Origin of the sequence: Demequina sediminis (genome assembly GCF_030296675.1) — a bacterium.
Classification (GTDB): domain Bacteria; phylum Actinomycetota; class Actinomycetes; order Actinomycetales; family Demequinaceae; genus Demequina; species Demequina sediminis.
This window is the reverse complement of record NZ_AP027736.1, coordinates 1468544-1495495: the sequence shown is the minus strand read 5'-3', so window position 1 is coordinate 1495495 and position 26952 is coordinate 1468544. Positions and strand designations below refer to the sequence as shown.

Here is a 26952-nt window from a genome sequence, read left to right as displayed (position 1 = left end):
GTGGGCTCGCGGCTGTGGCCGCTGTCACAGCCTCACCGGCCCAAGTTCCTGCTCGATCTGCTGGGCACGGGGGCGACCCTCATTCAGGACACGGTCGCGCGCGTGCGCCCGCTGTCGAGCCGGGTGCTGGTGGTGACGGGGGAGCGGCACGTCGACGCCGTGGCCGGCCAGCTCGACCTGCCCCGCGAGGACCTGCTCACCGAGCCCAGCCCGCGCGACTCGATGGCCGCGATCGCGCTCGCGGCGGCGGTGGTCGAGCATCGGTGGGGGCCGCGGGTCATCGGATCCTTCGCGGCGGACCACCTCATCCCCGACGCCGCGTCCTTTCGTGCGACGGTCGCGCGGGCGGTCGAGGTCGCGCGCGAGGGCAAGGTCGTCGTGATCGGTATCGAGCCCACCGAGCCCTCGACCGCCTTCGGCTACATCGAGATGGGAGAGGCGCTCACCGGCGCGGCGCGCCATGTGGTCGCGTTCACGGAGAAGCCCGACGCCGAGACCGCGGCGGGAATGCTCGCGCGCGGCGGCTTCGCGTGGAACGCGGGGATGTTCGTCGTGAGGACCGATGCCCTGCTGGGCCACCTCGACCGGCTGCAGCCCGCGCTCGCGGCAGGGGTGAGGAGATCGCCGCCGCGTGGGACGGGCCCGCTCGCGCCGAGGTGCTCGCGCGCGTGTGGCCCACGCTGACCCGCATCGCGATCGACCACGCGATCGCCGAACCCGTGGCGGCCGCGGGCGGCGTGGCCGTGGTGCCCGCGACCTTCGAGTGGCACGACGTGGGCGACTTCGACTCGCTCGCGGAGCTCTCGGGCGTCGCGGGAACCGCCGTGAGCATCCACCGCACCGCGCCCGTCGGCGCCGTGGGCGCCGCGGGGGCGCTCGTCGTGGGGGGCACCAAGCCCGTGGTGATCGTGGGGGTGGACGATGCCGTGGTGGTCGAGTCGGACGAGGCCCTGCTGGTCACGGTGCGGTCCGCGGCCCAGCGCGTGAAGGACGCGTCCGCCTCGCTCGAAACGGCGTGAACGATACCCAATCGTTGCCTGGACGCAACATCGGCGCCGTCCCGCGTAACACAACCGCGCGTACGATAACGCTTACACCCAGCCCGGCGACCGCCGGGCAGAAGAGAGGGAAACACCTGATGAAGAACATCATCCGTGTGGGCGCGCTGACCGCCGTGTCGGCGCTCGTGCTGGCTGCCTGCGCCTCGGCGCCCGAGGAGGAGCCCGCTGCTTCGTCCTCCGCCACGGCCGGCGGCGAGACGCCCGTGGAGACCGTCGACTACCGCCCCTGCATGGTCTCGGACGCGGGCGGCTTCGACGACAAGTCGTTCAACCAGGCCGGCTACGAGGGCCTGGTGTCGATCTCCGAGGAGCTCGGCCTGGAGTACAACACCGTTGAGTCGCAGGACGGCAACGAGTACGGCCCGAACATCGACGCGCTCGTGGCCGACGGCTGCGACCTGATCGTCACGGTGGGCTTCCTCCTGGGTGACGCGACCGCCGCTGCGGCCGCCGCGAACCCCGACACCAACTTCGCGATGATTGACAACGCGTTCGACGAGCCGGTCGACAACGTCAAGCCGATCCTCTTCAGCACCAACGAGGCCGCGTTCCTCGCGGGCTACGCCGCAGCGGCCACCACCGCGACCGGCACCGTGGCGACCTTCGGCGGCATCAACATCCCGCCGGTCACTGTCTTCATGGACGGCTTCTACCGCGGCGTTAACTACTTCAACGAGACCACCGGCGGCGACGTCACGGTGCTCGGCTGGGACGGCACCGACGGCTCGTTCACCGGTGACTTCGAGGACGCCACCAAGGGCCAGAACCTCACGCAGGGCTTCATCGACCAGGGTGCGGACATCATCCTCCCTGTCGCGGGCCCCGTGGGCCTCGGCGCCGCCGCCGCCGCGCAGGCGGCCGGTGACACCTGGATCATCGGTGTCGACTCCGACTGGACGCTCACCGCGCCCGAGTACAGCGACATCATCCTCACCTCGATCATGAAGAACATGGGCCCCGCGGTCCACGACGTGGTCAACGAGGCTGCGGTGGGCGCCGGCTTCTCGGCCGAGGCCTACTTCGGCACGCTCGAGAACGAGGGTGTCGGCCTCGGCACCACCGCCTCGGTCGTGAGCGAGGACGTTCTCGCCGAGCTCGAGACCATCACGGCGGGCATCATCGACGGGTCGATCGCGACCTCCTAGTCGCGATTGACGACGGCCCGGGGGCGCGTCACGGGTAGCCCCGTGGCGCGCCCCCGGCTCGTCCCCCCGGAGTACGCTCTGAAACACACCATCAAAGACGTGGAAGGACGCCCGTGAAACTCGAGCTCCGTGGCATCACCAAGAGGTTCGGTGACTTCACCGCGAACGACAAGATCGACCTCCTGGTCGAGCCGGGCTCCGTGCACGCGCTGCTCGGCGAGAACGGCGCCGGCAAGTCGACGCTCATGAACGTGCTGTTTGGCCTGTACGACGCCGACGAGGGCGAGGTGCTGCTCAACGACGAGCCCGTCGCCTTCGCCGGACCGGGAGACGCCATGGCCGCGGGAATCGGCATGGTGCACCAGCACTTCATGCTCGTGCACCCCTTTACCGTGGCCGAGAACGTCATGCTCGGTCACGAGGACGTGCGCGGGCCCGCGAAACTGCTCGACATCGATGCGGCGCGCGCCAAGGTGCGCGAGATCTCCGAGCGCTTCAACTTCAACGTGGACCCCGACGCGGTCATCGAGGACCTGCCCGTGGGTGCGCAGCAGCGCGTCGAGATCATCAAGGCACTGTCGCGCGACGCGCAGGTGCTCATCCTCGATGAGCCCACCGCCGTGCTCACCCCGCAGGAGACCGACGAGCTTCTCGGCATCGTGCGTCAGCTGCGCGACGCCGGCACCGCGGTGGTCCTCATCACCCACAAGCTGCGCGAGGTGAAGGCCGTCGCCGACACCATCACGGTGATCCGCCGCGGCAAGGTGGTCGGCACCGCCGAGCCCACCGCCTCGCAGGAGGAGCTGGCCTCGCTCATGGTCGGGCGCGCCGTCACGATGCGCGTGGACAAGACCGACGCCACACCCGGCGAGACGATGCTGGAGGTCGACGGCCTCACCGTCATCGACGAGGCCGGCGTGGTGCAGCTCGCTGGCGTGTCCTTCGACGTCAAGGCGGGCGAGATCCTCGCGATCGCCGGCGTCCAGGGCAACGGCCAGACGGAGCTCACGGAGGCCCTGCTCGGGGTGGTCAAGCCCGAGGCGGGCATCGCGCGCCTCGACGGCGAGGTCATTACGGGCCGGCCGATCAAGGACGTGCTCCACGCCGGGATCGGGTTCGTGCCCGAGGACCGCACCGAGGACGGAATCGTCGCGACGATGACCATCGCGAACAACCTCATCCTCGACCTGCACGACCGGCCGCCGTACGCCAAGGGCATCGCGCTGCAGCCCGGAGTCATTGCTGACGAGGCACGCAAGCACGTCGAGCAGTTCGACGTGCGTGCCACGTCGATCGACCAGACCGCGGGCTCGCTGTCGGGAGGCAATCAGCAGAAGGTGGTGCTCGCGCGCGAGCTCTCGCGCCAGCTCAAGCTGCTCATCGCGTCGAACCCCACGCGCGGCCTCGACGTCGGCTCGATCGAGTTCGTCCACAAGCGGATCGTCGCGGAGCGCGACGCAGGCGCCGCGGTGATCATCGTGAGCGCGGAGCTCGACGAGGTCGTCGCGCTCGCCGACCGCATTGCGGTCATGTACCACGGCAAGATCGTCGGCATCGTCTCGCCCGACACCGACCGCGACACGCTCGGCCTCATGATGGCCGGCGCACTGGAGGAGGAGGCCGCGTGAGCGCCACGACGGAGGCTCCGGCCACGCCGGAGAAGGACCGCGACGCGCGCGGAATGCTCAAGGAGATCGTCGAGAGCCAGACGCTCGTCGTCATCCTCGCGATTGTCGCCTCGCTCATCCTCGGCAGCGTGCTCATCGTGATCGCCTCGGCGGAGGTGCGCGAGGCCGCCGTCTACTTCTTCTCGCGGCCGGGCGACACGTTCGCTGCCATCGGCGATGCGGTCGTGGGCGCGTACCAGGCGATGTTCCAGGGAGCGGTGTTCAACTCGAACGGCAACAGCTTCGCGGCGCAGATCAAGCCCTTCACGCAGACCCTCACCGTGGCCACCCCGCTGATCTTCGCGGGACTCGGCCTCGGCATCGGCTTCCGTGCGGGCCTGTTCAACATCGGCGCGCAGGGACAGATCGTGATCGGCGCGACGCTGGGTGGCTTCATCGGCTGGACGTGGGAGCTCCCCGCGGGACTCCACTTGCTGGTTGCGGTGATCGGCTGCGTCGTGGGTGGCGCGCTGTGGGGCTTCATCCCCGGCATCCTCAAGGCGCGCACCGGTGCGCATGAGGTCATCACGACCATCATGCTCAACTACATCGCGCTCAACCTGGTGGCGTTCCTGCTCACCAAGGATGCATTCCAGCGCCCCGGCTCGGACAACCCGCAGTCGCCGCTCATTCACGAGACCGCGGAGTATCCGCTGATCCTCGGCGAGCAGTTCCCGCTTCACCTGGGCTTCCTGATCGCGCTCGCGGCCGCTGCGGGCGTGTGGTGGCTCATGGAGCGGTCGACGCTGGGCTTCCAGTTCCGCGCGGTGGGTGCCAACCCGTCCGCGGCGCGCACGGCGGGCATGAGCGTCGCCAAGGCGTACATCCTGGTGATGACCCTCGCGGGTGCCCTCGCGGGTCTCGCAGGCTCCGCGCAGATCCTCGGCACCGAGAAGTCGCTGACGACCGATGTCGCCGCCTCGTTCGGCTTCGACGCGATCACCGTCGCGCTGCTGGGACGCTCGCGTCCCGTGGGCACCGTGATGGCGGCGATCCTGTTCGGCGGGCTGCGGGCCTCTGGCCCCGCGCTGCAGGTCCAGGCGGGCCTGCCGGTGGACATCGTGCTCGTCATCCAGTCGCTCATCGTGCTGTTCATCGCGGCCCCGCCGCTCGTGAGATTCCTCTTCAGGCTCCCGACCCCGACGAACGTCAAGGAGGTGGCGGCGTGACCACCACTGTTGCCGAGCCCATCGCGGCCGCACCCGCCGTCCCCGTCCTGGCGCGCAAGCTGCGCGCGCCGATCACGCTGGGTGCCGTGGGCCTGCTGTCCCTGCTGTTCCTGGGCTTCGGAACCTCGTCGGGCGAGGAGACCACCTTCGCGGTGGCGCGGTCCACTGACTTCTTCCAGATCTCCACGTGGACCGTGCCGTCCCAGCCGACGGCGATCCTGCTGTCGGTCGTCGCACTCGCGCTGTCGGGCGTGGCGTTCTGGCTCGCATGGAACCGTCGCACCATCCCGTGGTACCTCTACGTCGGGTTCGGCTTTGCCGTGATCACCGCGCTCCTCACGTGGGCCGGTGCGGGCAAGGAGGGCACGTCGATGCAGATCACGGGCCTGCTGATCGGCTCCGTGTTCCTGGCCACTCCGCTCGTGTTCGGCTCTCTCGCCGGCACCCTGTGCGAGCGCTCGGGCATCATCAACATCGCGATCGAGGGTCAGCTGCTCGCCGGCGCCTTCCTCGCGGCGGTCGTGACGGGCTACGTGTCGAACGCCTCAGGCTCGCGGGAGCTGGGCGCGTACGCGGGACTCATCGCCGCGCCTCTCGCCGGCGCCCTCGTGGGCGCCGCGCTGTCGCTGTTCGCCGTCCGCTACTGGGTCGACCAGATCGTGGTCGGCGTCGTGCTCAACGTGCTCGTGATCGGCGTGACGAACTTCCTCTTCGGCACCCTCCTGCGCGAGAACACCGAACTCAACCAGGCCATCGGCCTGCCGCGACTGCCCATCCCGCTGCTCCACCAGATCCCGATCATCGGGCCCGTGCTGTTCAATTCGAACGCGCTGGTGTACCTCATGTACGTCATCGTGATCGTGCTGCACATCATGCTGTTCAAGTCGCGCTGGGGTCTGCGCGTGCGCGCCGTCGGCGAGCACCCGCGTGCCGCGGACACCGTGGGCATCAAGGTCAACCGCACGCGCGTGCGCAACACCATCCTGGGCGGCGCGATCGCCGGACTGGGTGGTGCGTTCTTCACCGTCGCGAACGGCCTCGCGTTCGGCAAGGAGATGACGGGCGGCAAGGGATTCATCGCGCTGGCCGCGATGATCCTGGGCCGGTGGAGCCCCAAGGGGGCGCTCGCCGCCGCCCTGCTCTTCGGCTTCGCCGACTCGCTGCGCGAGCAGTTCGGCATCGTCGGCACCGCGATCCCGTCGCAGTTCCTCGCGATGTTGCCGTACCTCGCGACCATCTTCGCCGTCGCCGGACTCGTGGGCCACGCTCGCCCGCCTGCCGCCGAGGGCAAGCCGTACAAGAAGTAGGCCATGGATATCGACTGGGACCTCCTCCGTGCCAAGGCGCGCGAGGCGAATGCGCGCGCGTACGTGCCGTACTCGACGTTCAAGGTGGGGGCGGCGGCCCTCACCGACACCGGCGAGATCGTCACGGGCGCGAACGTCGAGAACGCGAGCTACGGGCTCACGCTGTGCGCCGAATGCGCACTCGTGTCGAAGCTGCACACGGACGCGCTGGGCAGCAGGCTGATCGCGTTCGCGTGCGTCGACGCCGCGGGTGCGCCGCTGCAGCCCTGCGGGCGGTGCAGGCAGTTGCTGTACGAGTTCGGCGGCCCCGGGCTGCTGATCGACGGCCCTGACGGCACCCTCACGCTGGACGACCTTCTTCCGTGGGCCTTCGGGCCCCAACACCTCGAGGAGCACTGATGGCCGAGCGCCACGACGCCGTCGACGTCATTCGCGTCAAGCGAGACGGCGGCACCCTGACCGACGACCAGATCGACTGGGTCGTCGACGCGTACACGCGCGGCGTGGTCGCGGACGAGCAGATGAGCTCCTCGCGATGGCGATCCTGCAGCGTGGCATGAGCCGCGCGGAGATCGCGCGATGGACCCAGGCGATGATCAACACGGGGGAGCGGCTCGACTTTTCTTCGCTGTCGCGACCCACCGCGGACAAGCATTCGACGGGTGGCGTGGGCGACAAGATCACGCTTCCGCTCGCGCCGCTCGTGGCCGCGTGCGGCGTCGCGGTGCCGCAGTTGTCGGGCCGCGGGCTCGGCCACACCGGCGGCACGCTCGACAAGCTCGAGTCGATCCCCGGCTGGCGCGCCGCGTTGTCCAACGACGAGATGCTGCGCCAGCTCGAGGACGTCGGCGCGGTCATCTGCGCCGCGGGCTCGGGCCTCGCGCCGGCCGACAAGAAGCTCTATGCGCTGCGCGATGTCACCGGAACGGTCGAGGCCATCCCGCTCATCGCATCGTCCATCATGTCCAAGAAGATCGCCGAGGGCACCGGCGTGCTGGTGCTCGACGTCAAGGTGGGCACGGGCGCGTTCATGAAGGACCGCGCGCAGGCGCTCGAACTCGCGCGCACCATGGTCGACCTGGGCACCGACGCGGGCGTGGTGACGTCCGCGCTCCTCACGGACATGTCCACGCCGCTGGGACGCGGAATCGGCAACGGCCTCGAGGTGACGGAGTCCGTCGAGGTGCTCGCCGGCGGCGGACCCGCTGACGTCGTCGAGCTCACGCTCGCGCTTGCTCGCGAGATGCTGGTGGGCGCGGGGGTCACGGACGTCGACCCCGCCGACGCGCTGAGGGACGGCCGCGCGATGGACGCCTGGCGACGGATGATCGCCGCGCAGGGAGGCGACCCGGACGCGACGATGCCGGCCGCGCCGCACGTCGAGGAGGTGCGGGCGGAGCGCGACGGCGTGATCACGCGCATGGACGCCCTGGGAGTGGGCATCGCCGCGTGGCGCCTGGGCGCGGGCCGGGCCCGCAAGGAGGACCCCGTGCAGGCCTCCGCGGGCGTGTTCCTGCACAAGGTCGTGGGCGACGAGGTCAAGGCGGGCGACGTCATCATGACGCTGCACACCGAGACCGAGGACCGCATGCCTCGTGGGCTGGCCGCTCTCGCGGAGGCGTGCGACGGCGCGGGCACTCTCGACATCACCCCCGGTGGTTCGGTCACGCGCGAGATCATCCTCGACTCCGTCGGCGCTCACACCCGCTAGATGGCCTGGAATGTGACGGCCGCGGCGGCGCGCGCAGGCGCGCTGCTGCGGATCACGCCCCGGCGCCCCGCGGAGGACCTCGACGGCCCCGGTGGCACGGCCGGTTCGGCCGATGGGGCGGCGCCGGAGGGCCTCTTCGCGCGCGCGTTCTCGAGGGCCGTGGAGGCCGCGAGTCCCGCCGATGCGAAGGCGCTCGGCGTCGCGCACGAGCAGATGGGGGCCGATGCCGCGGTGCTCGACAGGGCCGTCGCGTCGGGCGCCCCGATCCCCGCCGTCGCGGCCCTCGCCGGCGTGTGGGAGACGCTCGCGCCCGAGTCGCGCGGCATCGTCGCTCATCCCGCGGGGGCGGGTGACGGTGCGGTGATGTGGGCGGGAGTGCGTGCGCGCCAGGTCGACCAGACCACATGCGGCGCCGCGGTCATGGGCCTCATGCTCATGACGGGTGACCCGTTCGTGGCGCTGTGGGTCGCGACGGGACGATCCCTGGGCGCCTACGTGCCCCCCGAGGCGTTGCACGCGGAGGCGGAGGGCTTCGAGACGCTCACGATCGAGGAGCGCTGGCATGCGCTCCAGCGGGTGCTGCACGCGCAGACCACCGCGAGCGCGCTGGGGCCCGTCGCGTGGCCGCGATCGCTGGGCACTCCGCCGTGGAAGGTCGACGACCGCACGCGCTTTGCCGGGCTGCGGTTCCGCGGCAGCCTGGTCGACGACTCGTCTCCCGCCGCGCTCGCGCCGTTGCTCGCGCACGCGAGGCGGGCGCTCGCGGACGGCATCCCGGTGCCGATGTTCACCTCCGGGGACGCGTCTCTCGGTCTCGCCACGGTCATCCCGCGCCACGTGGTGCTGCTCGTTGCGGACATGGGGGATGGCTTCCTGGTCTACGAGCCTGGCGCCGGCGCGGTCCTGCCGTTGTCGGACTCGGACCTGCGCCCCGACGCGGGCCGTCTGCCCGCCCTGGGGAACTGGACGCGCGCCGCATGGCTCGTCCTGCCGGTGCCGGCCCGTCGCGGCTAGCCTGGGCGCATGACCCTCACCCCGAACGAGATCCTGGCCCTGCCCAAGGTCGTCCTCCACGACCACCTCGACGGCGGACTGCGCCCGTCGACCCTCATCGAGCTCGCCGCCGAGATCGGCCACGAGCTTCCCTCGACCGACCCGGACGAGCTGGCCCGCATCTTCTCCGACAACGCCGACGCGGGTGACCTGGTGCGCTACCTCGAGGCCTTCGCCCACACCACCGCCGTGATGCAGTCGGCGGACAACCTGCGCCGGATCGCGCGTGAGGCCGTGGTCGACCTCGCCGCCGATGGCGTGATCTACGCCGAGCTTCGCTACGCCCCCGAGCAGCACGTCGCGGGCGGGCTCACGCTGCAGCAGGTGGTCGAGGCGGTCCAGGACGGCATCGAGGACGGCGTGTCCGAGGCTCTCGAGGCGGGGCACGCGATCCGCGCGGCCGCGATCCTCGACGCGATGCGCCACCTCGACCGCTCGCTCGAGATCGCGCAGCTCGCGCTCGACAACCGCGGTCGCTGCTGCGTGGCCTTCGACATCGCGGGTCCCGAGCTCGGTTTCCCCCGGCGCACCACCGCGAGGCGTTCCAGCTGCTGCGCGAGAACCACATGCCCGTCACCATCCACGCGGGCGAGGCGGACGGAGCCGCGTCCGTGGGCGAGGCGCTTGGGCTCGGCTCCGCGCGACGCATCGGCCACGGCGTGCGGATTCACGAGGACATCGACGGCTTCGGGACGGACGAGGTCTCGTATGGAGTGATCGCTCAGCACGCACTCGACCAGCAGATCCCGCTCGAGTGCTGTCCCACCTCGAACGTCCAGACTGGGGCGGCGCCCTCGATCGCGGATCACCCCATGCACGAGCTGCGCGACCTCGGCTTCGCGGTCACCATCAACACGGACAACCGCCTGGTCTCCGGCGTGACGATGTCGTCGGAGTTCGGCGTGCTCGTCGAGGCCGGCTGGACCAAGGAAGACCTGTTCGAGGCGACCCTGGCCGCGGCGTGGGGCGCGTTCCTGCCCTACGACGAGCGCGCGGATCTCGCGGAGTCCGTCATCGAGGGCTACGGGATCGACCTTTAGCACGGGCCCGTGGCGTCGCGTCAGTGGGTCAGCTTGAGACCCACGACGCACGCCACGATGCCGAGGATCAGCGCGATCCGCAGCAGGCTCGCGGGCTCGGCTCCCGTCACCATCGCATAGCCGACGGTGAGTGCGGCGCCGAGTCCCACCCAGATCGCGTACGCGGTGCCGACGGGCAGCTCGCGGAGCGCATACGCGAGCCCCGCCATGCTCGCGATGAGCGAGACGACGAACACCGCTGAGGGAACGGGACGGGTGAACCCCTCGGAGCGGCCCAGCGCGGTGGCCCAGACGGCCTCCAACACACCCGAGACGATCAGCACGATCCACGACATGAGTGACTCCTGTGGCGTCGTCTTGTCGCGTGGCCGGGTACGTCGCTCATCGTCCGGTGCCCGATCGGGGCATCGATCCAGGGTCGCACGCGACCGCGAGGGTGGCAAGCCGTAGGCTGGTGTCAGCACACCCGACCCCCTCAGGAGACGTCATGACCCTGTCCCGCGCCGAGCTCGCCCGCTACGTCGACCACACCCTTCTCAAGCCGGAGGCGACCCCCGCCGACGTCGAGGCGCTCATCGCCGAGGGGGCCGAGTTGGGCGTGTTCTCGGTGTGCGTGTCGCCGTCGATGCTGCCGGTTCAGACGCCCGAGGGGCTCGCGGTCGCGACGGTCTGCGGCTTCCCTTCGGGCAAGCACCACTCGTCGGTCAAGGCGGCCGAGGCGGCACTGAGCATCGAGCAGGGCGCCGACGAGGTCGACATGGTGATCGACATCGCCGCCGCCCTGGCAGGCGACTTTGACGCGGTCGAGGCGGACGTGGCCGCGGTGCGCGCCGCCGTGCCCGAGGGCAAGATCCTCAAGGTGATCATCGAGTCCGCCGCGCTCACCGACGACGCGATCGTGGGGGCGTGCCGCGCCTCGGAGTCCGCGGGCGCGGACTTCGTGAAGACGTCGACCGGCTTCCACCCCGCTGGCGGCGCCTCGGTGCACGCGGTCGAGCTCATGGCGCAGACCGTGGGCGGTCGCCTGGGCATCAAGGCCTCGGGCGGCATCCGTGACGCGGCGACCGCGCTCGCGATGATCGAGGCCGGAGCAACCCGGCTGGGGCTCTCGGGCACGCGCGCGGTGCTCGACGGGACCGAGTCGACCGACGCGTACTGAGCCCGTACGGCACCTGTACTGATCCCGTACCGACGCGGGCGGGGCGGCCGGCGCCCCTCGCGCATCGGCTAGTGCGATTCTGGGTGCGGAACGGGGCCTCGCGCATCGGCTAGTGCGATTCCGCCGCGCCTCGCTGCAGCGTGGTCGCCTGTGCTCGGGTCGCCTGCGCGACCGCACCACGCGATGCGCGAAGCCGAGATCGGGCCGGATTTCCGCACCACGCTATGCGCGAGGCGGGGGAGCCGGGGGAGGCGGGGGAGGCGGGGCGCCGCTGCAGTGCGCCCCGCGCGCCCCGCGCGCCCGCCTCGCTCAGATCCCCAGCGCCGCCGTCACGTCCGCGCGCAGCTCATCCATGGTGGCCGCCGCGGTGGTGCGAGCCGCGGCGACATCGTCGCCCTCGACGGGCACGATGACCTCGAGGTAGGCCTTCACCTTGGGCTCGGTGCCCGACGGGCGCACGATTACGCGCGCGCCCGACTCCGCCGCAAGGTGAAGCCCCGTGGTCGGGGAAGCCCCTGGAAGCCCGCCGACATGTCGTCCGTCGCGACCACGGCCGATCCCGCGAGGGTCGCGGGCGGCGCCGCCATCAGCCGCGCCATGGTCGCCGGGATCTCCGCGAGATCGGCGTAGCGGGCCGACACCTGCGACGTGAGGTACACGCCGTACGCCCGCGCGAGGTCGTCGATCGCATCGGCGAGCGTGCGGCCGCTCGCCTTGAGCTCCGCCACGAAGTCCGCGATGAGCAGGGCCGCCGAGATGCCGTCCTTGTCGCGTACGAGCTGCGGCGCCACGCAGTAGCCGAGCGCCTCCTCGTAGCCGAACACCAGGCGCGGCGTGCGCCCGATCCACTTGAAGCCCGTGAGCGTGTTCGCGTGCGCGAGGCCGTGGCGGCTCGCGATCGCGCCCAGCTGCTGCGAGGACACGATCGAGTTGGCCAGCACCTGCGAGCCGGGCGCCATGCGCAGCAGCGCGCGGTGCTCCGCGATGCGCTCGCCCAGCAGCGATCCCACGACGTCGCCGTGCAGCATCGTCCACTCGCCGTCGATGAGCGTCGCGACCGCGCAGCGGTCGGCGTCGGGGTCGTTCGCGATCACGACGTCCGCGCCCACGGACCGCGCGAGCTCGAGCGCGAGGTCGATCGCCCCCTTCTCCTCGGGGTTGGGGAAGTCGACGGTGGGGAAGTCGGGGTCGGGTTCGGCCTGTTCCGTCACGGTGTGGAGGTCGCCGAAGCCCGCGGCGCGCAGCACGCGATCGACCGTCTCGCCGCCCACCCCGTGCAGGGGAGTGAGGACGATGCGCGTGGCGGCCCGGCGCGCGGCGGTGTCGCCGCCTGCCGAGGCCTCGGGAACGAGCGCGGCGACCTGCGTCACGTACTCGTCGATGACGCCCTCGCCCAGCACGGTCCAGCCGCGATCCGCGCGCTCGACCGAGGCGACCGACTCGACGTCCGCGATCCGCGAGGCGATCTCGGCATCGTGCGGAGGCACGATCTGCGCGCCCTGACCCTCGTCGCTCACGACGCGGCCGCCCAGGTAGACCTTGTAGCCGTTGTCCTGCGGCGGGTTGTGCGACGCGGTCACCATGACCCCGGCATCGGCATCGAGGAAGCGGGTCGCGAACGCGAGCACCGGCGTGGGCAGCGTGCGCGGCAGGAGCAGCGCCTCGTGCCCCGCGGCGGTCATGACCGCCGCGGTGTCGACAGCGAAGTCGTAGCTGCCGTGGCGCGCGTCGTAGCCGATCGCCACGCGCGCTGGCCCCTCGATGCCCTGCACACCCAGCGAGTCCGTGAGGTAGCGCGCGAGCCCGGCGGCCGCGCGGATCACGACGGCACGGTTCATGCGGTTCGGGCCGGCGCCGATCTTGCCGCGCAGCCCGGCGGTGCCGAACTCGAGGAAGCCCGCGAAGCGATCCCTGAGGTCAGCGAGGGCGTCGTCGGAGCCGTCGCTCGCCGCCTCGACCACGGCGGCGAGCTCCGCGCGCGTGGTGTCGTCGGGGTCGTCGACCAGCCAGGCCTCGGCGCGTGCGATGACGTCGCTCATCACATGTCCCTCACGATCGAGGCGAGCAGGGCCGAGATGCGGGGCGCGGCCGCCTGGCCGGCGTCGAGCACCTCTTGGTGGTTGAGCGTGTCGCCGCCGATCCCGGCCGCCAGGTTGGTGACGAGCGAGAGGCCCAGCACCTCCATGCCCGCCTCGCGCGCCGCGATCGCTTCGAGCACGGTCGACATGCCCACGAGGTTCGCGCCCAGGATGGTCGCCATGCGGACCTCGGCGGGGGTTTCGTACTGCGGGCCAGTGAACTGGATGTAGATGCCGTCGGGCAGTTCGGGGTCGATCCCGCGCGCGAGGTCGCGCAGCCGCGGCGAGTACACCTGGCTCATGTCGACAAAGGTCGCGCCCTCGAGCGGCGTCGCGCCCGTGAAGTTGAGGTGGTCCTCGAGCAGGACCACGGAGCCGGGGCCCACCTCGGGTCGCGTCGAGCCGCACCCGTTCGTGAGCACCAGCTGGGTGCAGCCCGCGGCGGCGGCCATGCGGATCGCGTGCGCGACCTTGCCCGCATCGCGCACCTGGTAGTAGTGCTGCCGCGCACCGAGCACCAGCACGCGCTTGCCGTTCGGCGTGATGAGCGAACGGAAGATCGGGTGGTGTCCGGGGACGGTGTGGGCGTCGAAGCCGGGGATGTCGGCGGCGTCCACGCGGCCCGCCTCCTCGCCGATGAGGTCGGCCGCGCCGCCCCATCCGGAGCCCAGGACCAGGGCGATGTCGTGCGTGTCGACGCCGGTCGCGGCGGCGAGCGTGGCCGCGGCCTCCGCGGCGAATTCGGTGGCGGTAGTCATGCTGACGAGCCTAGTCCCGGCGGCGGGCGACGGTGGGGTCCGCGACCGGCGTGCGAAGCGGTAAGAATGGAGGCATGTCCCCTCGCGTCGTGATTGTTGGCGGCGGTCCGGGCGGCTATGAGGCGGCCCTGGTGGCCGCCAAGGCAGGGGCCCAGGTGACGCTCGTCGAGCGCCAGGGTCTCGGCGGAAATGCCGTCCTCACCGACGTTGTCCCCTCGAAAACCGTGATCGCCACCGCGGAGTGGCTCACCATCGCGGGCCGTGCCCCCGAACTCGGCATCCGTCGCCCCGACGGCGGCGATCTCACCGAGTCGCTCACCGTCGACATGGAGTGCGTCAACGCGCGCATCAAGACCCTGGTGCGCAAGCAGTCTTCCGACATCGCGGCGCGGCTCGAGCGCGACGGCGTGCGGGTGATCGAGGGCCGCGCGCGGCTCGCCGGGCCGCAGCGGGTCGAGGTCGGGGACGATGCCCTGGACGCCGATGCCGTCCTGCTGGCCGTGGGCGCGCGTCCTCGCGTCGTGGCGGGCTGTGAGCCCGACGGCGAGCGCGTGCTCACGTGGACGCAGCTGTACGACCTTACCGAGGTGCCCGAGCGGCTGATCGTGGTCGGCTCGGGAGTCACGGGCGCTGAGTTCGCGGGGGCATACGGCCTCCTCGGCAGCGACGTGACGCTCGTCGCGTCGGGCGACAGGCTCCTGCCCCACGAGGACCCCGAGGCCTCGGCGCACCTCAACCAGGTGTTCCGCGACCGCGGCATGACGGTCGTGGGTGGCCGCGCGTCGACCGTGCGCAACACGGGAGCCGGCGTCGAGGTCTCGCTCGAGGACGGCCGCGTGCTCGAGGGCAGCCATGCGCTCATGGCCGTGGGGTCGGTGCCCAACACCGAGGACCTGGGCCTCGCCGAGGCGGGCGTCGAGGTCGACTCCCGCGGCCTCATCAAGGTCGACCGCGTGAGCCGCACCACTGCGAGGGGCGTGTACGCCGCGGGCGACTGCACGGGCGTGCTGCCGCTGGCCTCGGTCGCGGCGACGCAGGGACGCATCGCGATGGCGCATGCGCTCGGCGATGCCGTCACGCCGATCGACCTCAACCTGGTCGCCTCGAACGTCTTCACGGTGCCCGAGATCGCGTCGGTGGGGGCGAGCGAGCAGGAGCTCAAGGAGCGGGGCATCTTCTACGAGGTGTCCCGGCTGGACCTCAAGGGCAACCCGCGCGCCAAGATGCTCGGCATCGACGAGGGCTTCGTCAAGGTCTTCGGCCACACCATCACGGGCCAGGTCTTCGGTGCCGTGGTCGTGGGCCCTCGCGCGAGCGAGCACATCTTCCCGCTGTCACTCGCGGTGGCGCAGCACCTCACGGTCGACGCCGTCGCGAGCGCGTTCACGGTCTACCCGTCGCTCACGGGCACCGTGTCGGAGGCGGCACGTCGCCTCCACCGCGTCACCGCCGTGGAGTAGCGGGCGCGGAGCAGCGGACGCGAGGCCCCTAGGAGGCGTCGACGATGTCGCAGATCGCGGTGCCGGCGGTCACGCCGGCGCCGACGGTCGCGGAGAGCGAGCGCACCACGCCCGCGCGGTGCGCCGTGAGCGGCTGCTCCATCTTCATGGCCTCGAGCACGACCACGAGGTCGCCCTCGGCCACGGTGTTGCCCTCGGCCACGGCGACCTTGACGATGGTCCCCTGCATGGGCGACGACAGGGTCGCCCCGGATGCGGCGCGCGACGGCCCGCCGTTGCCCGCGCGGCGTAGCGGACGCCTGCCCGCCGTGCGCGCTCCAGCCCGGCCCGCCTGCGCAAGCGAGGCGGGCAGCACGACCTCGAGGCGCTTGCCGCCCACCTCGACGATCACCCGCTCGACAGCCTCCGCGGGAGCCTCGTCCTGCTGGGGCGCCGCGGGTGCCAGGGCGGCCACGGCATCGGCGAATCCGGACTCGATCCACGTGGTGTAGACGCGGAAGCCGCCGATCGCGGTGAACTCGGGCGCGTCGAGCACGGCGCGGTGGAACGGGAGCACGGTGGGGATGCCCTCGACGGTCATCTCCGCGAGGGCGCGGCGCGCGCGGGCGAGCGCCTGGTCGCGGGTCGCGCCCGTGACGATCACCTTCGCGATCATCGAGTCGAAGTTGCCCGACACGGTGTCACCCTCGGCGACGCCCGCGTCGACGCGCACGCCGGGACCGCTCGGGAAGCGCAGGGTCGTGAGGCGGCCGGGCGCCGGCATGAAGCCGTTCGCGGGGTCCTCGCCGTTGATGCGGAACTCGATCGAGTGGCCGCGCACCTCGGGCGCGAGGTGCGCGATCGAGCCGCCCGCCGCGATGCGGAACTGCTCGAGCACGAGGTCGATCCCGGTGACCTCCTCGGTCACGGGGTGTTCGACCTGGAGGCGCGTGTTGACCTCGAGGAAGCTGATGGTGCCGTCGATGCCCACGAGGAACTCGCATGTGCCAGCGCCCAGGTAGCCCGCCTCGGTGAGGATCGCCTCGGACGCCGCGACCAGGCGCGCGTTCTGCTCGTCGGTGAGGAAGGGCGCGGGCGCCTCCTCGACCAGCTTCTGGTGGCGGCGCTGCAGCGAGCAGTCACGCGTCGAGATCACCTTGACGTTGCCGTGTGCGTCGGCGAGGCACTGGGTCTCGACGTGGCGCGGGTGGTCGAGGAAGCGCTCGACGAAGCACTCGCCGCGACCGAAGGCCGCGACGGCCTCGCGCGTCGCCGAGTCGAACAGTTCGGGGATCTCCTCGAGGGTGCGGGCGACCTTGAGGCCGCGTCCGCCGCCGCCGAAGGCGGCCTTGATCGCGACGGGAAGGCCGTGCTCGGTGGCGAATGCCACGACCTCGTCGGCCGTCTCGACCGGGTCGGGGGTGCCAGGCACCAGCGGGGCGCCGGCGCGCTGCGCGATGTGGCGCGCGCTGACCTTGTCGCCCAGCGCGTCGATCGCGTCGGGGGAGGGGCCGATCCACGTGAGCCCGGCGTCGATCACGGCGCGCGCGAAGTCAGAGTTCTCGGCGAGGAAGCCGTAGCCCGGGTGGACGGCCTCGGCGCCCGAGCGGCGCGCGACGTCGATGAGTGCCTCGATGTCGAGGTACGTCTCGCGCGCGGTCGAGCCGCCCAGCGCGAAGGCCTCGTCGGCGAGGGACACGTGGGGCGCGTCGCGGTCGGGATCCGCGTAGACGGCGATCGAGCGCAGGCCCGCATCGGCGCATGCGCGGATGATGCGAACCGCGATCTCGCCGCGATTCGCGACCAGGACGGAGGAGAAGGCAGTCACCCCGAAACCGTAGCGCGGGCATCACCGGGGAGTGCCTCGCCGGGCGCGGCACGGGCCAAGACTGTGCCGGGCGACAGGTGGGGCGGGCCCGTTTTGTGGGATAGGTACAAAGTCCCGGGGGACGATGCCCTGCCAGGGGTCCGGTCGTTGTGTCGCCTCTACAAAGGGCGGGGTGGTGCCGGGCGCCGGCGCTCAGGCGCGCAGGTCGTGAAAGGCCACGCCGAGTTCGAGGAGCAGCTCGCGCACGAGGGGCAGGCTCACGCCGACCACGCCGTGATAGTCGCCCTCGATCGCCTCGACGTACGGGCCACCGAGGCCATCGACGGTGAACGCGCCGGCGACGCGCAGCGGCTCACCCGTGGCGACGTAGGCCTCGATCTCCGCGTCGCTGAGCGAGGCGAATCGCACCACGGTCGACGACGTCGCGCCGAGCGTGGCTCCCGTCCCGCTCTCGCGATCATCGACGATCCAGTGGCCGGTGTGGAGCACGCCGGTGCGGCCGCGCATCGCGTGCCAGCGGGAGATCGCGGTCGCGGCGTCGGCGGGCTTGCCCAGGATGTCGCCGTCGAGTTCGAGCATCGAGTCGCAGCCGAGCACGATCGCCTCGGTCGCATGCGCGGCGGCCACGTCCTCGGCCTTGGCACGCGCGAGCACGAGCACCGCGTCGGCGGGCTCGAGTTCGCCCCAGCCCGCGGCCGCGTGGGAGTCCCGCGCGGCCGCAAGCGCGGCGTCCTCGTCGACCTCGCTCACGATCACCCGCGGCTCGACGCCGGCCGATCTCAGGGTCGACAGCCGGGCGGGGGACTGAGAGGCGAGCACGAGGGGGACGGGCATGCCGCGAGCCTAACGGGCGGCGACCACGGCATCGTCCTCCTCCTGCTCCTGCTCCTGCTCGGCGGCGGCGAGGGACTTGTCCCCGCGCGGCAGGGCCACGAGCATGAGCACCGCCGTTGCGGCGGCGATGATCGCGGAGATCAGCATCGCGTGCTGGTTGGCGTCCATGAACGCGGCCCGCGCGGCCTCCGCGATCGCGGCGCCCGCGGGACCCATCTGATCCGTCACGGCGAGAGCGCCGGCCAACGAGTCCTCGACCACGCGCGCGGCCTCGCCGGGCAGCTGGGCCGCGACGTCGCCGATGTTCGCGGTGTAGGCGTTCGCGATCATCGAGCCGAGCACCGCGATGCCGAGCGAGGCGCCCAGCTCGCGCGTGGTGTCGTTCATCGCGGAGCCCATGCCCGACCGGTTACGCGGCACGGAGGCCATGAGCAGGTTGGTCGCGGGTGTCATGACCATCGCCATGCCGAGCGTGATGGTGCTCATCGCCAGCAGGAAGTCCCAGTATGAGGGCACCGTGGGCCACGTGGTCATCAGCAGGAAGCCGCCCGCGATGAGCACCAGTCCGGGCACGACCGTCCAGCGCGTGCCGACCCTCTCGACGAGTCGGGGGATCATGGGCCCGATGATCATCATCGGCAGCATCGAGGGGATGAACGCGAGCGAGGTCGCGAGCGCGTCGTACCCCATGACGAGCTGGAAGATCTGGGTCATGCCGAAGAACGCGCCCATCATCGCGAAGAACGTCAGCGTGACCGAGACCACGGACAGCGTGAAGCGCGACCGGCGGAACAGTGACAGGTCCAGCAGCGGGAAGCGCGCACGGCGCTCCCACGCGATGAAGGCCGCGAGGGCGAGCGCGGCGGCGACCGCGGCGGCCACCGTGAGGGGCTCGTCGAAGCCGTGCGACGGCGCCTCCATGATCGTGTAGACCAGCCCCGCGAGGGCGATCGTCACGAGCGCGCCACCCACCCAGTCGACAGGCGTGCGCTTCTCGTCGACCGACTCGGGCACGATCACCTGCGCGACGACGAGCGACACGATGCCGAACACGGCCCCCAGCAGGAACGCGGAGTGCCAGTCGAAGAAGTGCAGCAGCACGCCCGTCAGCACCGAGCCGATCATCATGCCCACGCCCGCCACGGCGGACCAGATCGCGATCGCCCTGGGCCGCTCGCGCGACGGGAACACCACGTTGACGAGCGACAGCGTGGTGGGCATCACGAGGGCGCCGCCAACTCCCATCACCGCGCGCGAGGCGATGAGCTCCGCGCCAGTGGTCGCGAAGAACGGCGCGTAGATCGACGCCGCCACGAAGATGACGAGGCCGATCATCATGACGCGCTTGCGACCGTAGCGGTCCGCGATCGCGGCGGCGATGAAGAGTAGCGCCGCGAACACGAGCGCGAAGGCTTCGACGACCCACGTGAGCTGGAGCTGGGTGAGTTCGAAGTCGACGGCGATGTCGGGCAGGGCCAAATTGAGGCTCATGTTCGCGATCATCGCGGTCATCAGCCCGAGGCAGAGCGTGGCCAGGATGGCCCAGCGGCGGCGGAAGGTGGACTCCGAGATGCCCTCGGCCAGGGCGTCGTCGAGGCGCGCGCGGGCGGCGTCGGGTGCGGACACGGGTGCTCCTTGAAAGGATGGGGGTGGGGCCCGCACCGTCGCGGGGGACGCGGTCAGGATAGTTCACGTGAAGTGTAGAATCAAGGGGTGAGAATGGAGCGCGACCGACTCGTGCGCGAGGTCCTGGATCTGCAGGGCGTGCTCGCGCGCCGCGCGATCGGCGAGCAGGCCGACATGGTCGACGACGCTCACCTGACCCTGGGTCAGTTGCGCACGATGCTCGTGGTCCACACGCATGAGCCGTGCCCGACGTCTCTCGTCGCCCGTCTGGTGGGGTTGCGCCCCAACGTCGCCACCGGGGTGATCCAGAGGCTCGTCGAACGCGGCTGGATCGCGCGCGAGTCGGATCCCGACGATGGCCGCGTGAGGCTGCTCCGCCTGACCGCTGAGGGTGAGGAGTTCGTGGCCGACGTGGTCCGTGCCGCCGAGCGCCAGCACGAGAAGCACCTTCGCCTCCTGGACGCCGATCAGCTGGCGCAGTTGCGGGCGATCCTGCAGACGCTCGTGGGCGCGCCCGAGAACTCGGACAAACAGCCTGAATAGCCCCGCTATAGTGGGATTCGCCGGGGGCGGCCAACGGCGGATGTGGGGGGCCAGCGTGACCGATCGAGACGCGTTACTCGACGCGACCTGTGATGACCTGCTGACGTTCCTGCGCCGCAGCGTGCCCCGCACCGCGGAGACCGTGTCGAGCATGGGCCTCACGCTGCATCAGTTTCGCGCCCTCGTGATCCTCTTCGCCGACGAGGGCTGCACGACCACCGACATGGCCGATGCCGTGGGCGTCCACCCCTCGGTGGCGACGGGAATCGTCCAGCGCATGGTGCAGCGGGGACTCTTCGAGCGTCGCGAGGACGCGTCCGACCGCCGCATCCGCCGCCTCAGCCTTACGCCGGAGGGAAGGGCCCTCGCGGAGGAGGTCGTGGGCACGGCACGCGCGCAGCGCCGCCACCAGCTCGAGACTCTCGACGACTCGAGGCTCGAGGCACTGCGAGGCATCCTCGGCGAGCTCATCGCGGGGCTCGACCGCACCCGCGTTCCCGTCTGAGGCCGGCGTCCCGGCCGATCTCGAGCGCGGCCTTCCACGTCGCGGGGAGCTCCCGCGCGTATCCGATCGCGGTGTGGCGGCGCACGAGCACCGGCGCGTGCGCACCCTGAGCATCGAGCCCCACGCTGCGACACAGCCACATCGCGCGCGGTAGGTGAAACTCCTGCGAACACACGATCGCGTCCGTGAGCCCCAGGTCGAGCGCGCCCAGCGCCGACGCCCGCGTGTCGTGGCCGGCGCCGTCGAGCGTGATCGCCTCGGCAGGCACCCCCAGCGCGAGAGCGGTGCGCCACATCGCCGCCGTCTCGTCGAGACCCTCGCGGTTGTGGGCGGCGCCGGTCATGACGAGCAGCGGCACGAGCCCGCGGTGATACAGCGAGGCGGCGACCTCGACGCGTTCGCGCAGGAAGCGGGACGGCCGTCCGTCCGGCCATACGCGCGCACCCAGCACCAGAGCGGCGCCGGCGGGCGCAGCAGCGTCGAGTTCGCCGGGTGGAGGCGACCGCGCGCCGATGCTCTGGCATAGACCTGCGGGGCAGCCAGGACCGCGGCGGCGGCCGCCACGGTCGCGGTCCCTACCCTCATCGGAGCGAGTGCCGCCAGGAGTCCGCGCCGCGGGCGAGCGGGAACGTCGCCCGGTGCCCGCGCATCGTCCTCGAGCGGTCCATCCAGGCGGACAGCGGATTGCCCGGCTCGTCGGCGTCGGCGGCGGCAGCCGACGCCATGGCCGCCATGCCGGCGACCAGTGCGGCGAGTTCGGCCTCGTCGGGGGCGCCGCGGACGACGCGCAAGCCGGACTCGCGCGCCGCGGACTCGGCCTCGCTCACAGCGGGATGTTCCCGTGCTTCTTGGGGGGCAGCGAGGCACGCTTGGTGCGCAGCGCGCGCAGCGCACGCACCACCTCGGCGCGCGTCTGGGACGGCTCGATCACGGCGTCGACGTAGCCGCGGTCGGCGGCGTCGTATGGATTGACGATCCTGTCCTCGTAGTCCTCGACCAGCGCCTGGCGCTCGGCCTCGACGTCGCCGCCCTTCGCGTCGACGTCGGCGAGCGTGCGGCGGTGAAGGATGTTGACCGCCCCGCCCGCGCCCATGACCGCGATCTGTGCGGTGGGCCATGCGAGGTTGACGTCCGCGCCCAGCTGCTTCGACGCCATCACGATGTACGCGCCGCCGTAGGCCTTGCGCGTGATGACGGTGATGAGCGGCACGGTGGCCTCTGCGTACGCGTAGATGAGCTTCGCGCCGCGGCGGATGATGCCCTGGTGCTCCTGGTTGACGCCAGGCAGGAAGCCCGGCACGTCCACGAGCGTGAGAATCGGGATGTTGAACGCGTCGCACGTGCGCACGAACCGCGCTGCCTTCTCCGAGGCATTGATGTCGAGTGTGCCCGCCATCTGCATCGGCTGATTGGCGACGATGCCCACGGCGTGACCCTCGACATGCGCGAAGCCGACGACGACGTTCGGCGCGAACAACGGCTGGATCTCGAGGAAGGCGCCGTCGTCGACGACCGCCTCGATGAGCCGCGTCATGTCGTAGGGCTGGTTGTCCGAGTCGGGGACCAGCGTGTCGAGGGCGAGATCCGCATCCGAGGGCTCGAGGTCGTGCTCGTGGTCCCACACGGGAGGGTCGGCGAGGTTGTTCTGCGGCAGGTACTGCAGGAGGTGCTGGACGTACTCGATCGCGTCGTCCTCGTCCTGCGCCAGGTAGTGCGCGACGCCCGAGGTGGCGTTGTGCGTCTGACCGCCGCCGAGCTCCTCGAAGGTCACGTCCTCGCCGGTCACCGAGCGGATCACGTCGGGGCCGGTGATGAACATCTGGGACGTGCCGTCGGCCATGACGATGAAGTCGGTGAGCGCGGGGAGTACACCGCGCCGCCCGCGGAGGGGCCGAGGATGATCGAGATCTGCGGGATCACGCCCGAGGCCGCGACGTTGCGGCGGAAGATCTCGGCGAACTGGGTGAGGGCCGCGACGCCCTCCTGAATGCGCGCGCCGCCGCCGTCGGAGATGCCGATGAGCGGCACGCCGGTGCGCAGCGCGAAGTCCTGAATCTTGGCGATCTTCTGGCCGTGGACCTCGCCCAGCGAGCCGCCGAACACCGTGAAGTCCTGCGAGTACACCGCGACCTGGCGGCCGTCGATCGTGCCATACCCGGTCACGACGCCGTCGCCGAAGGGGCGCGAGCGATCGAGGCCGAAGTTGCGTGAGCGGTGACGCGCGAGGCGGTCGAGCTCCGTGAACGAGCCGGGGTCAAGCAGCTGATCGATGCGCTCGCGGGCGGTCTTCTTTCCGCGCGCGTGCTGCTTCTCTTGCGCCGCCTGCTCCGGCACGGTGACGGCGGCGTCGACCTTGCGGCGCAGGTCGTCGAGCGCCGACTGGGTGGTCTTCGCTGGCCTCATCGGGGACACGGTTCTCCTTGCGTAGCGGACGCCCGCTAGCCTAGCCCGGTGAGCACGCCAGGCGCCGACGAGACCGCGCGCTCGCGTCGCCCCCTCACCGCCGCGTCTCTCGCGGGGCTCGTCCCCGCGACGCTGGCACGCCTCGAGGTGCTGCCAACCTCGGCCTCGACGAACACCAGGCTGCTCGACCTCGTGGCCCGCGATGGAGACGAGTGGCCGCACCTCAGCGTCCTCATCGCCGACCACCAGACGGCCGGCCGCGGGCGCGCCGGACGCGCGTGGGTGACGCCGCGCGGCGCGGCCCTCACGGCATCGTTCCTCATCAGGCCCGACCACGTGGATCGTGCCGACTACGGCTGGGCACCCCTCGTGGCTGGCCTCGCGACCGTGCGCGCGCTGCGGCGCGTGGGAGTGGGCGCGTGGCTCAAGTGGCCCAACGACGTGGTCGTCGAGGCGGGGGTGCGCGACATCGCGGGCTGGGGCAGGTGGCGCAAGTGCGTGGGCATCCTGTGTGAGGCCGTGCCGGGGGACGATGCCCTGGTCGCCGGAATCGGCATCAACGTCTCGCAGTCTCCCGCGGAGCTGCCGGTGCCTCACGCGGCGTCGCTCGCCACGCTCGGTGCCACGGCGCTGGACCGGCCGACCCTCGCGGGACTGCTCGCGGCCGAGCTGAGGACGCCGTCGCCCAGTGGCAGGCGGGGGCCGACATCCGCGGCGAGGTCGAGCGGGTCACCGCGACGCTCGGATGGGACGTCGCGGTCGAAGTTCCCGACGGCGAGCCGATCACGGGCCGCGCCACGGGGCTGACCGAATCCGGCGCGCTCGTCGTGCGCACCGCGGCGGGCACCGACCGCGTGGTCTTCGCCGGAGACGTGCGCGTGCGGCGGAGCTAGGCTCACGGGCCGGCGCCCCGCCGTTGGTCACGAACCGATAACGGAACGGTCACGGGCCGGTCGCGCCCGCACAGGTTGTGCGCGCCAACCGACAGGTTGTGCGCCCACCCGTAGACCGCCGTCGCGGCGCTGATTGACTGCCGTTCAGCACCCCGACGGCCCGATTCGAGCGCACGACCGCAGGCGGCATGACAGCGATGTGATGACCCCCGCGGTGCGGCACCTCGATCGAGACGTGCGAGTGCGAGCCACGGCCGCGGATGACGCAGCCATCGATCCAGCTCTGCTGGTCACTGAGGAGAAACCGATGCAGTCAACGATGACGAAGGAGGCACGCGCATGAGGCCCATGCAGATCAAGGGCATCGCCGCATTCGCCGGTGTGGGAATGGCGATCACCCTGGCAGGGTGCACCGGCGCGACGCCCGACACCGAGAGCCCCAGCCCCGAGGCGGCGAGCGACTACACCACGCGTGAGGTCACCGACGGCGACACGACCTTCGTCGTGGTCGACAACCCGGGCGACGCCCCCGACCTGTCCTACGGCGCGGAGAGCGGCATCACGCTCATCGAAGAGGACGTCGACGGCTCGACCGTGGCGTTCAAGGACATGAACGCGAACGGCGAACTCGACACGTGGGAGGACTGGCGCCTCGAGGCTTCCGAGCGTGCCGCCGACCTGTCGTCGCAGATGTCCGTCGAGCAGATCGCGGGCCTCATGCTCTTCAGCTCGCACGAGCGCACCCCCGCGGACGGCCTCACCGACGCGCAGATGACCTACCTCAAGGACTCAAACCTGCGCGCGGTGCTCAACGCCGCGGGCAGCAACGCCGACGAGACCGTGCCGTGGGTCAACGCGATGCAGGCCTATGTCGAGACCCTCGCGACCGCCGATACGCCCTACGTGCCGGTGAACTTCGCCTCCGACCCGCGGTCGACCGCCGGCTCCGGCGGCTACAACGCCGAGGGTGCCGACATCTCGCGCTGGCCCTCCAACCTGGGCCTCGCCGCGACCTTCGACGCGTCGTACACCCAGCAGTTCGGCGAGATGGCCTCCGCGGAGTACCGCGCGCTGGGCATCACGACCGCGCTCAGCCCGCAGATCGACCTCGCGACCGAGCCCCGCTGGCTGCGCGTCGGCGGCACCTTCGGTGAGGACGCCGCTCTCGCGAGCGAGCTCACCGCCGCCTACGTGGCCGGCTTCCAGGGCACCGCGGGCGAGGCCGTGTGGGGCAACGAGTCGGTCAACGCGATGATCAAGCACTGGCCCGGCGACGGACCCGGCGAGGGCGGCCGCGAGTCGCACACCTTCGCGGGCAAGTACGGCGTGTACCCCGGTGACAACCTCGCCGAGCACATCTCGGTCTTCCAGTCGGCCCTCGACTCGGCGGCCGTCATGACCTCCTACTCGATCTCGGTCGGCGCCGACGGCGAGCCGCTGTTCGAGGACCGCATGGGCACCGCGTACGACTCGGGCCTCATGTCGATCCTGCGCGACGACAACTCCTACGGTGGCGTGGTCGTCACCGACTGGGGCGTCATGACCGGCGCGAACGACGAGGGCGCGTTCATCGCGACCGCGTGGGGCGCCGAGGACCTGACCCCCGCCGAGCGCTACGTCGAGGTGCTGGGCACCGGACACGACATGTTCGGTGGCGTGAACGACGCGACGTTCCTGCTCGAGGGTGCCGCGCTGTGGCAGGAGAAGTTCGAGGCCGGCGAGCTCGAGGTGGACGCGGAGACCCGCTTCCAGGAGTCGGGCGCACGCATCCTCAACATGTTCTTCCAGGCCGGACTCTACGAGTCGGCATTCCTCGAGCCCGAGGAGTCGGCTGCGGTGCTCGCGTCCGACGACAAGGTCGAGGCCGGCTACCAGGCGCAGCTCGCCTCGGTGGTCATGCTCAAGAACGACGGCGTGATCGCGGAGGGCGTTGACCCCAAGGAGCTCACCGTCTACATCCCGCAGTCCGAGGACAACGGTGTCGCGAGCCTCTTCGGCCCCGCCACCTACACCCAGGGCCCGACCATGGACCTCGATGTCGCCGCGGAGATCTTCGGCACCGTCGTGACCGACGAGGTCGTGCTCGACGACGAGGGCGTGGCCACGAGCATCACGGCTCCCGACCTCAGCGACGTCGACCTGGTCATCGTCGGCATGGACAGCCCGAACAACGGAGACAACTTCTCCGCCGCGGGCAAGGACGCCGAGACCGGCGAGTGGTACCCGTTCTCGCTCCAGTACCGTCCGTACACCGCTGACGGCGACAACGTCCGCAAGGTGTCGATCGCTGGAGACATCCTCGAGGATGGCACGCAGGAGAACCGCTCGTACTTCGGCAACACCTCGCGCATCTCGAACGAGGCCGACCTGGACGCGTTCGAGCGTGCGGTCGCCGCGGTCGAGGCCTCGGGCAACGACATCCCGGTCATCACGGTCCTCAAGGCCGTGAACCCGATCATCCCCGCCGAGTTCGAGGCCGACTCGGACGCGATCCTGGTCAGCTTCGGCACCTCCGACCAGGCCGTGTTCGACGTGGCCGTCGGCGCCTACGAGCCCACGGGTCGCCTGCCCATCCAGTTCCCCGCGAACATGGACACGGTCGAGGCCCAGCTCGAGGACGTCGCGAAGGACATGACGCCCTACACCGACGCCGCAGGCAACGCCTACGACTTCGGCTTCGGCCTCAACTACTCGGGCCCCATCGCGGGCTAAGTAGGAGGGCCTCCCGGGGGA

Annotated in this window: 24 protein-coding genes, 3 pseudogenes and 1 riboswitch; of the genes and pseudogenes, 17 read left to right on the top strand and 10 right to left on the bottom strand. The window is 71.2% G+C overall.

The window, feature by feature from the left end:
• The 10 genes and pseudogenes from QUE44_RS07605 to QUE44_RS07565 all read left to right on the top strand — a co-directional run bounded on the left by QUE44_RS07605 (position 1) and on the right by QUE44_RS07565 (position 10153).
• Entirely contained in the window at positions 1–684 is a 684-nt protein-coding gene (locus QUE44_RS07605; protein WP_350226813.1) for a sugar phosphate nucleotidyltransferase, read from the top strand.
• The gene (locus tag QUE44_RS14090) at positions 669–1019 is read left to right on the top strand and encodes a hypothetical protein (RefSeq protein ID WP_350226812.1); all 351 of its coding nucleotides are present in this window, start codon (positions 669–671) and stop codon (positions 1017–1019) included. Before QUE44_RS07605 ends, QUE44_RS14090 begins: the two co-directional genes overlap by 16 nt.
• Before the next feature lie 119 nt (positions 1020–1138).
• Positions 1139–2206, top strand: a complete 1068-nt coding sequence (locus tag QUE44_RS07600; protein WP_286213906.1) for a BMP family lipoprotein — start codon at positions 1139–1141, stop codon at positions 2204–2206.
• Positions 2207–2319: 113 nt separating this feature from the next.
• A complete protein-coding gene (locus QUE44_RS07595; protein ID WP_286213904.1) occupies positions 2320–3834 on the top strand; it encodes an ABC transporter ATP-binding protein in 1515 nt (504 codons plus the stop codon).
• A complete protein-coding gene (locus QUE44_RS07590; RefSeq protein WP_286213902.1) occupies positions 3831–5042 on the top strand; it encodes an ABC transporter permease in 1212 nt (403 codons plus the stop codon). The genes QUE44_RS07595 and QUE44_RS07590 overlap by 4 nt, the downstream gene beginning before the upstream one ends.
• On the top strand, positions 5039–6349 hold the full coding sequence (locus QUE44_RS07585; protein ID WP_286213901.1) for an ABC transporter permease: 1311 nt from the start codon (positions 5039–5041) through the stop codon (positions 6347–6349). The genes QUE44_RS07590 and QUE44_RS07585 overlap by 4 nt, the downstream gene beginning before the upstream one ends.
• 3 nt (positions 6350–6352) lie before the next feature.
• Positions 6353–6748, top strand: coding sequence for a cytidine deaminase (locus tag QUE44_RS07580; RefSeq protein WP_286213900.1), 396 nt, complete (start codon positions 6353–6355; stop codon positions 6746–6748).
• A pseudogene (locus tag QUE44_RS07575) lies at positions 6748–8060 on the top strand (thymidine phosphorylase). Before QUE44_RS07580 ends, QUE44_RS07575 begins: the two are co-directional and overlap by 1 nt.
• Positions 8061–9074, top strand: coding sequence for a hypothetical protein (locus QUE44_RS07570; RefSeq protein ID WP_286213899.1), 1014 nt, complete (start codon positions 8061–8063; stop codon positions 9072–9074).
• A gap of 9 nt (positions 9075–9083) precedes the next feature.
• Positions 9084–10153 (top strand): annotated as a pseudogene (locus tag QUE44_RS07565) (adenosine deaminase).
• Between the two features lie 20 nt (positions 10154–10173).
• Here QUE44_RS07565 and QUE44_RS07560 read toward each other — a convergent pair.
• Positions 10174–10488 carry a DMT family transporter gene (locus QUE44_RS07560; RefSeq protein WP_286213898.1) on the bottom strand — a complete coding sequence of 105 codons (315 nt, stop codon included), beginning with the start codon at positions 10486–10488 and terminating at the stop codon, positions 10174–10176.
• Between the two features lie 11 nt (positions 10489–10499).
• A riboswitch (guanidine-III (ykkC-III) riboswitch) is annotated at positions 10500–10564 on the bottom strand.
• 76 nt (positions 10565–10640) lie between these two features.
• On the opposite strand from QUE44_RS07560, the gene deoC reads away from it, so the two are divergent.
• Positions 10641–11312: a deoxyribose-phosphate aldolase gene (gene deoC / locus QUE44_RS07555; protein WP_286213897.1), complete on the top strand. Its 672-nt coding sequence runs from the start codon at positions 10641–10643 to the stop codon at positions 11310–11312.
• Positions 11313–11621: 309 nt separating this feature from the next.
• Here the strand turns inward: deoC and QUE44_RS14085 are convergent, their stop codons facing one another.
• The 3 genes from QUE44_RS14085 to QUE44_RS07545 are packed head-to-tail and all read right to left on the bottom strand — an operon-like array spanning position 11622 to position 14148.
• Positions 11622–11771, bottom strand: a complete 150-nt coding sequence (locus tag QUE44_RS14085) for a hypothetical protein (RefSeq protein WP_350226811.1) — start codon at positions 11769–11771, stop codon at positions 11622–11624.
• A gap of 2 nt (positions 11772–11773) precedes the next feature.
• The gene (locus QUE44_RS07550) at positions 11774–13351 is read right to left on the bottom strand and encodes a phospho-sugar mutase (protein WP_350226810.1); all 1578 of its coding nucleotides are present in this window, start codon (positions 13349–13351) and stop codon (positions 11774–11776) included.
• The gene (locus tag QUE44_RS07545; RefSeq protein ID WP_286213896.1) at positions 13351–14148 is read right to left on the bottom strand and encodes a purine-nucleoside phosphorylase; all 798 of its coding nucleotides are present in this window, start codon (positions 14146–14148) and stop codon (positions 13351–13353) included. Before QUE44_RS07545 ends, QUE44_RS07550 begins: the two co-directional genes overlap by 1 nt.
• Positions 14149–14222: 74 nt before the next feature.
• Between QUE44_RS07545 and QUE44_RS07540 the strand changes: the two genes are divergently transcribed.
• A complete protein-coding gene (locus QUE44_RS07540) occupies positions 14223–15608 on the top strand; it encodes an NAD(P)H-quinone dehydrogenase (RefSeq protein ID WP_286213895.1) in 1386 nt (461 codons plus the stop codon).
• A gap of 28 nt (positions 15609–15636) precedes the next feature.
• Here QUE44_RS07540 and QUE44_RS07535 read toward each other — a convergent pair whose 3' ends face one another.
• From QUE44_RS07535 to QUE44_RS07525, 3 genes are all read right to left on the bottom strand, one after another.
• On the bottom strand, positions 15637–17415 hold the full coding sequence (locus QUE44_RS07535) for an acetyl/propionyl/methylcrotonyl-CoA carboxylase subunit alpha (protein WP_286213893.1): 1779 nt from the start codon (positions 17413–17415) through the stop codon (positions 15637–15639).
• Positions 17416–17607: 192 nt separating this feature from the next.
• Positions 17608–18249 carry a Maf family protein gene (locus QUE44_RS07530; RefSeq protein WP_286213892.1) on the bottom strand — a complete coding sequence of 214 codons (642 nt, stop codon included), beginning with the start codon at positions 18247–18249 and terminating at the stop codon, positions 17608–17610.
• Positions 18250–18258: 9 nt separating this feature from the next.
• The gene (locus QUE44_RS07525; RefSeq protein ID WP_286213891.1) at positions 18259–19875 is read right to left on the bottom strand and encodes an MFS transporter; all 1617 of its coding nucleotides are present in this window, start codon (positions 19873–19875) and stop codon (positions 18259–18261) included.
• Between the two features lie 93 nt (positions 19876–19968).
• Here QUE44_RS07525 and QUE44_RS07520 point away from each other — a divergent pair, with 93 nt between their 5' ends.
• Complete coding sequence (locus QUE44_RS07520) at positions 19969–20418, top strand: MarR family winged helix-turn-helix transcriptional regulator (protein WP_286216717.1); 450 nt, start codon at positions 19969–19971, stop codon at positions 20416–20418.
• A 55-nt stretch (positions 20419–20473) separates the two neighbouring features.
• On the top strand, positions 20474–20923 hold the full coding sequence (locus QUE44_RS07515; RefSeq protein WP_286213890.1) for a MarR family winged helix-turn-helix transcriptional regulator: 450 nt from the start codon (positions 20474–20476) through the stop codon (positions 20921–20923).
• Here QUE44_RS07515 and QUE44_RS07510 read toward each other — a convergent pair.
• From QUE44_RS07510 to QUE44_RS07500, 3 genes and pseudogenes are all read right to left on the bottom strand, one after another.
• Positions 20886–21374, bottom strand: coding sequence for a SanA/YdcF family protein (locus QUE44_RS07510; protein WP_286213888.1), 489 nt, complete (start codon positions 21372–21374; stop codon positions 20886–20888). The two genes, QUE44_RS07515 and QUE44_RS07510, sit on opposite strands and share 38 nt — an antisense overlap.
• A gap of 130 nt (positions 21375–21504) precedes the next feature.
• On the bottom strand, positions 21505–21750 hold the full coding sequence (locus QUE44_RS07505; protein WP_286213887.1) for an acyl-CoA carboxylase subunit epsilon: 246 nt from the start codon (positions 21748–21750) through the stop codon (positions 21505–21507).
• A pseudogene (locus QUE44_RS07500) lies at positions 21747–23326 on the bottom strand (acyl-CoA carboxylase subunit beta). The gene QUE44_RS07505 and the pseudogene QUE44_RS07500 overlap by 4 nt, the downstream one beginning before the upstream one ends.
• Positions 23327–23374: 48 nt before the next feature.
• On the opposite strand from QUE44_RS07500, the gene QUE44_RS07495 reads away from it, so the two are divergent.
• The 3 genes from QUE44_RS07495 (at position 23375) to QUE44_RS07485 (ending at position 26931) form a co-directional block, all read left to right on the top strand.
• Positions 23375–24133, top strand: a complete 759-nt coding sequence (locus QUE44_RS07495; protein ID WP_286213886.1) for a biotin--[acetyl-CoA-carboxylase] ligase — start codon at positions 23375–23377, stop codon at positions 24131–24133.
• Positions 24109–24219 (top strand): hypothetical protein, encoded by a 111-nt coding sequence (locus tag QUE44_RS07490; protein WP_350226923.1) that lies wholly within the window; start codon positions 24109–24111, stop codon positions 24217–24219. The genes QUE44_RS07495 and QUE44_RS07490 overlap by 25 nt, the downstream gene beginning before the upstream one ends.
• Positions 24220–24558: 339 nt before the next feature.
• Entirely contained in the window at positions 24559–26931 is a 2373-nt protein-coding gene (locus tag QUE44_RS07485) for a glycoside hydrolase family 3 N-terminal domain-containing protein (protein WP_286213885.1), read from the top strand.
• Positions 26932–26952: the final 21 nt, after the last annotated feature.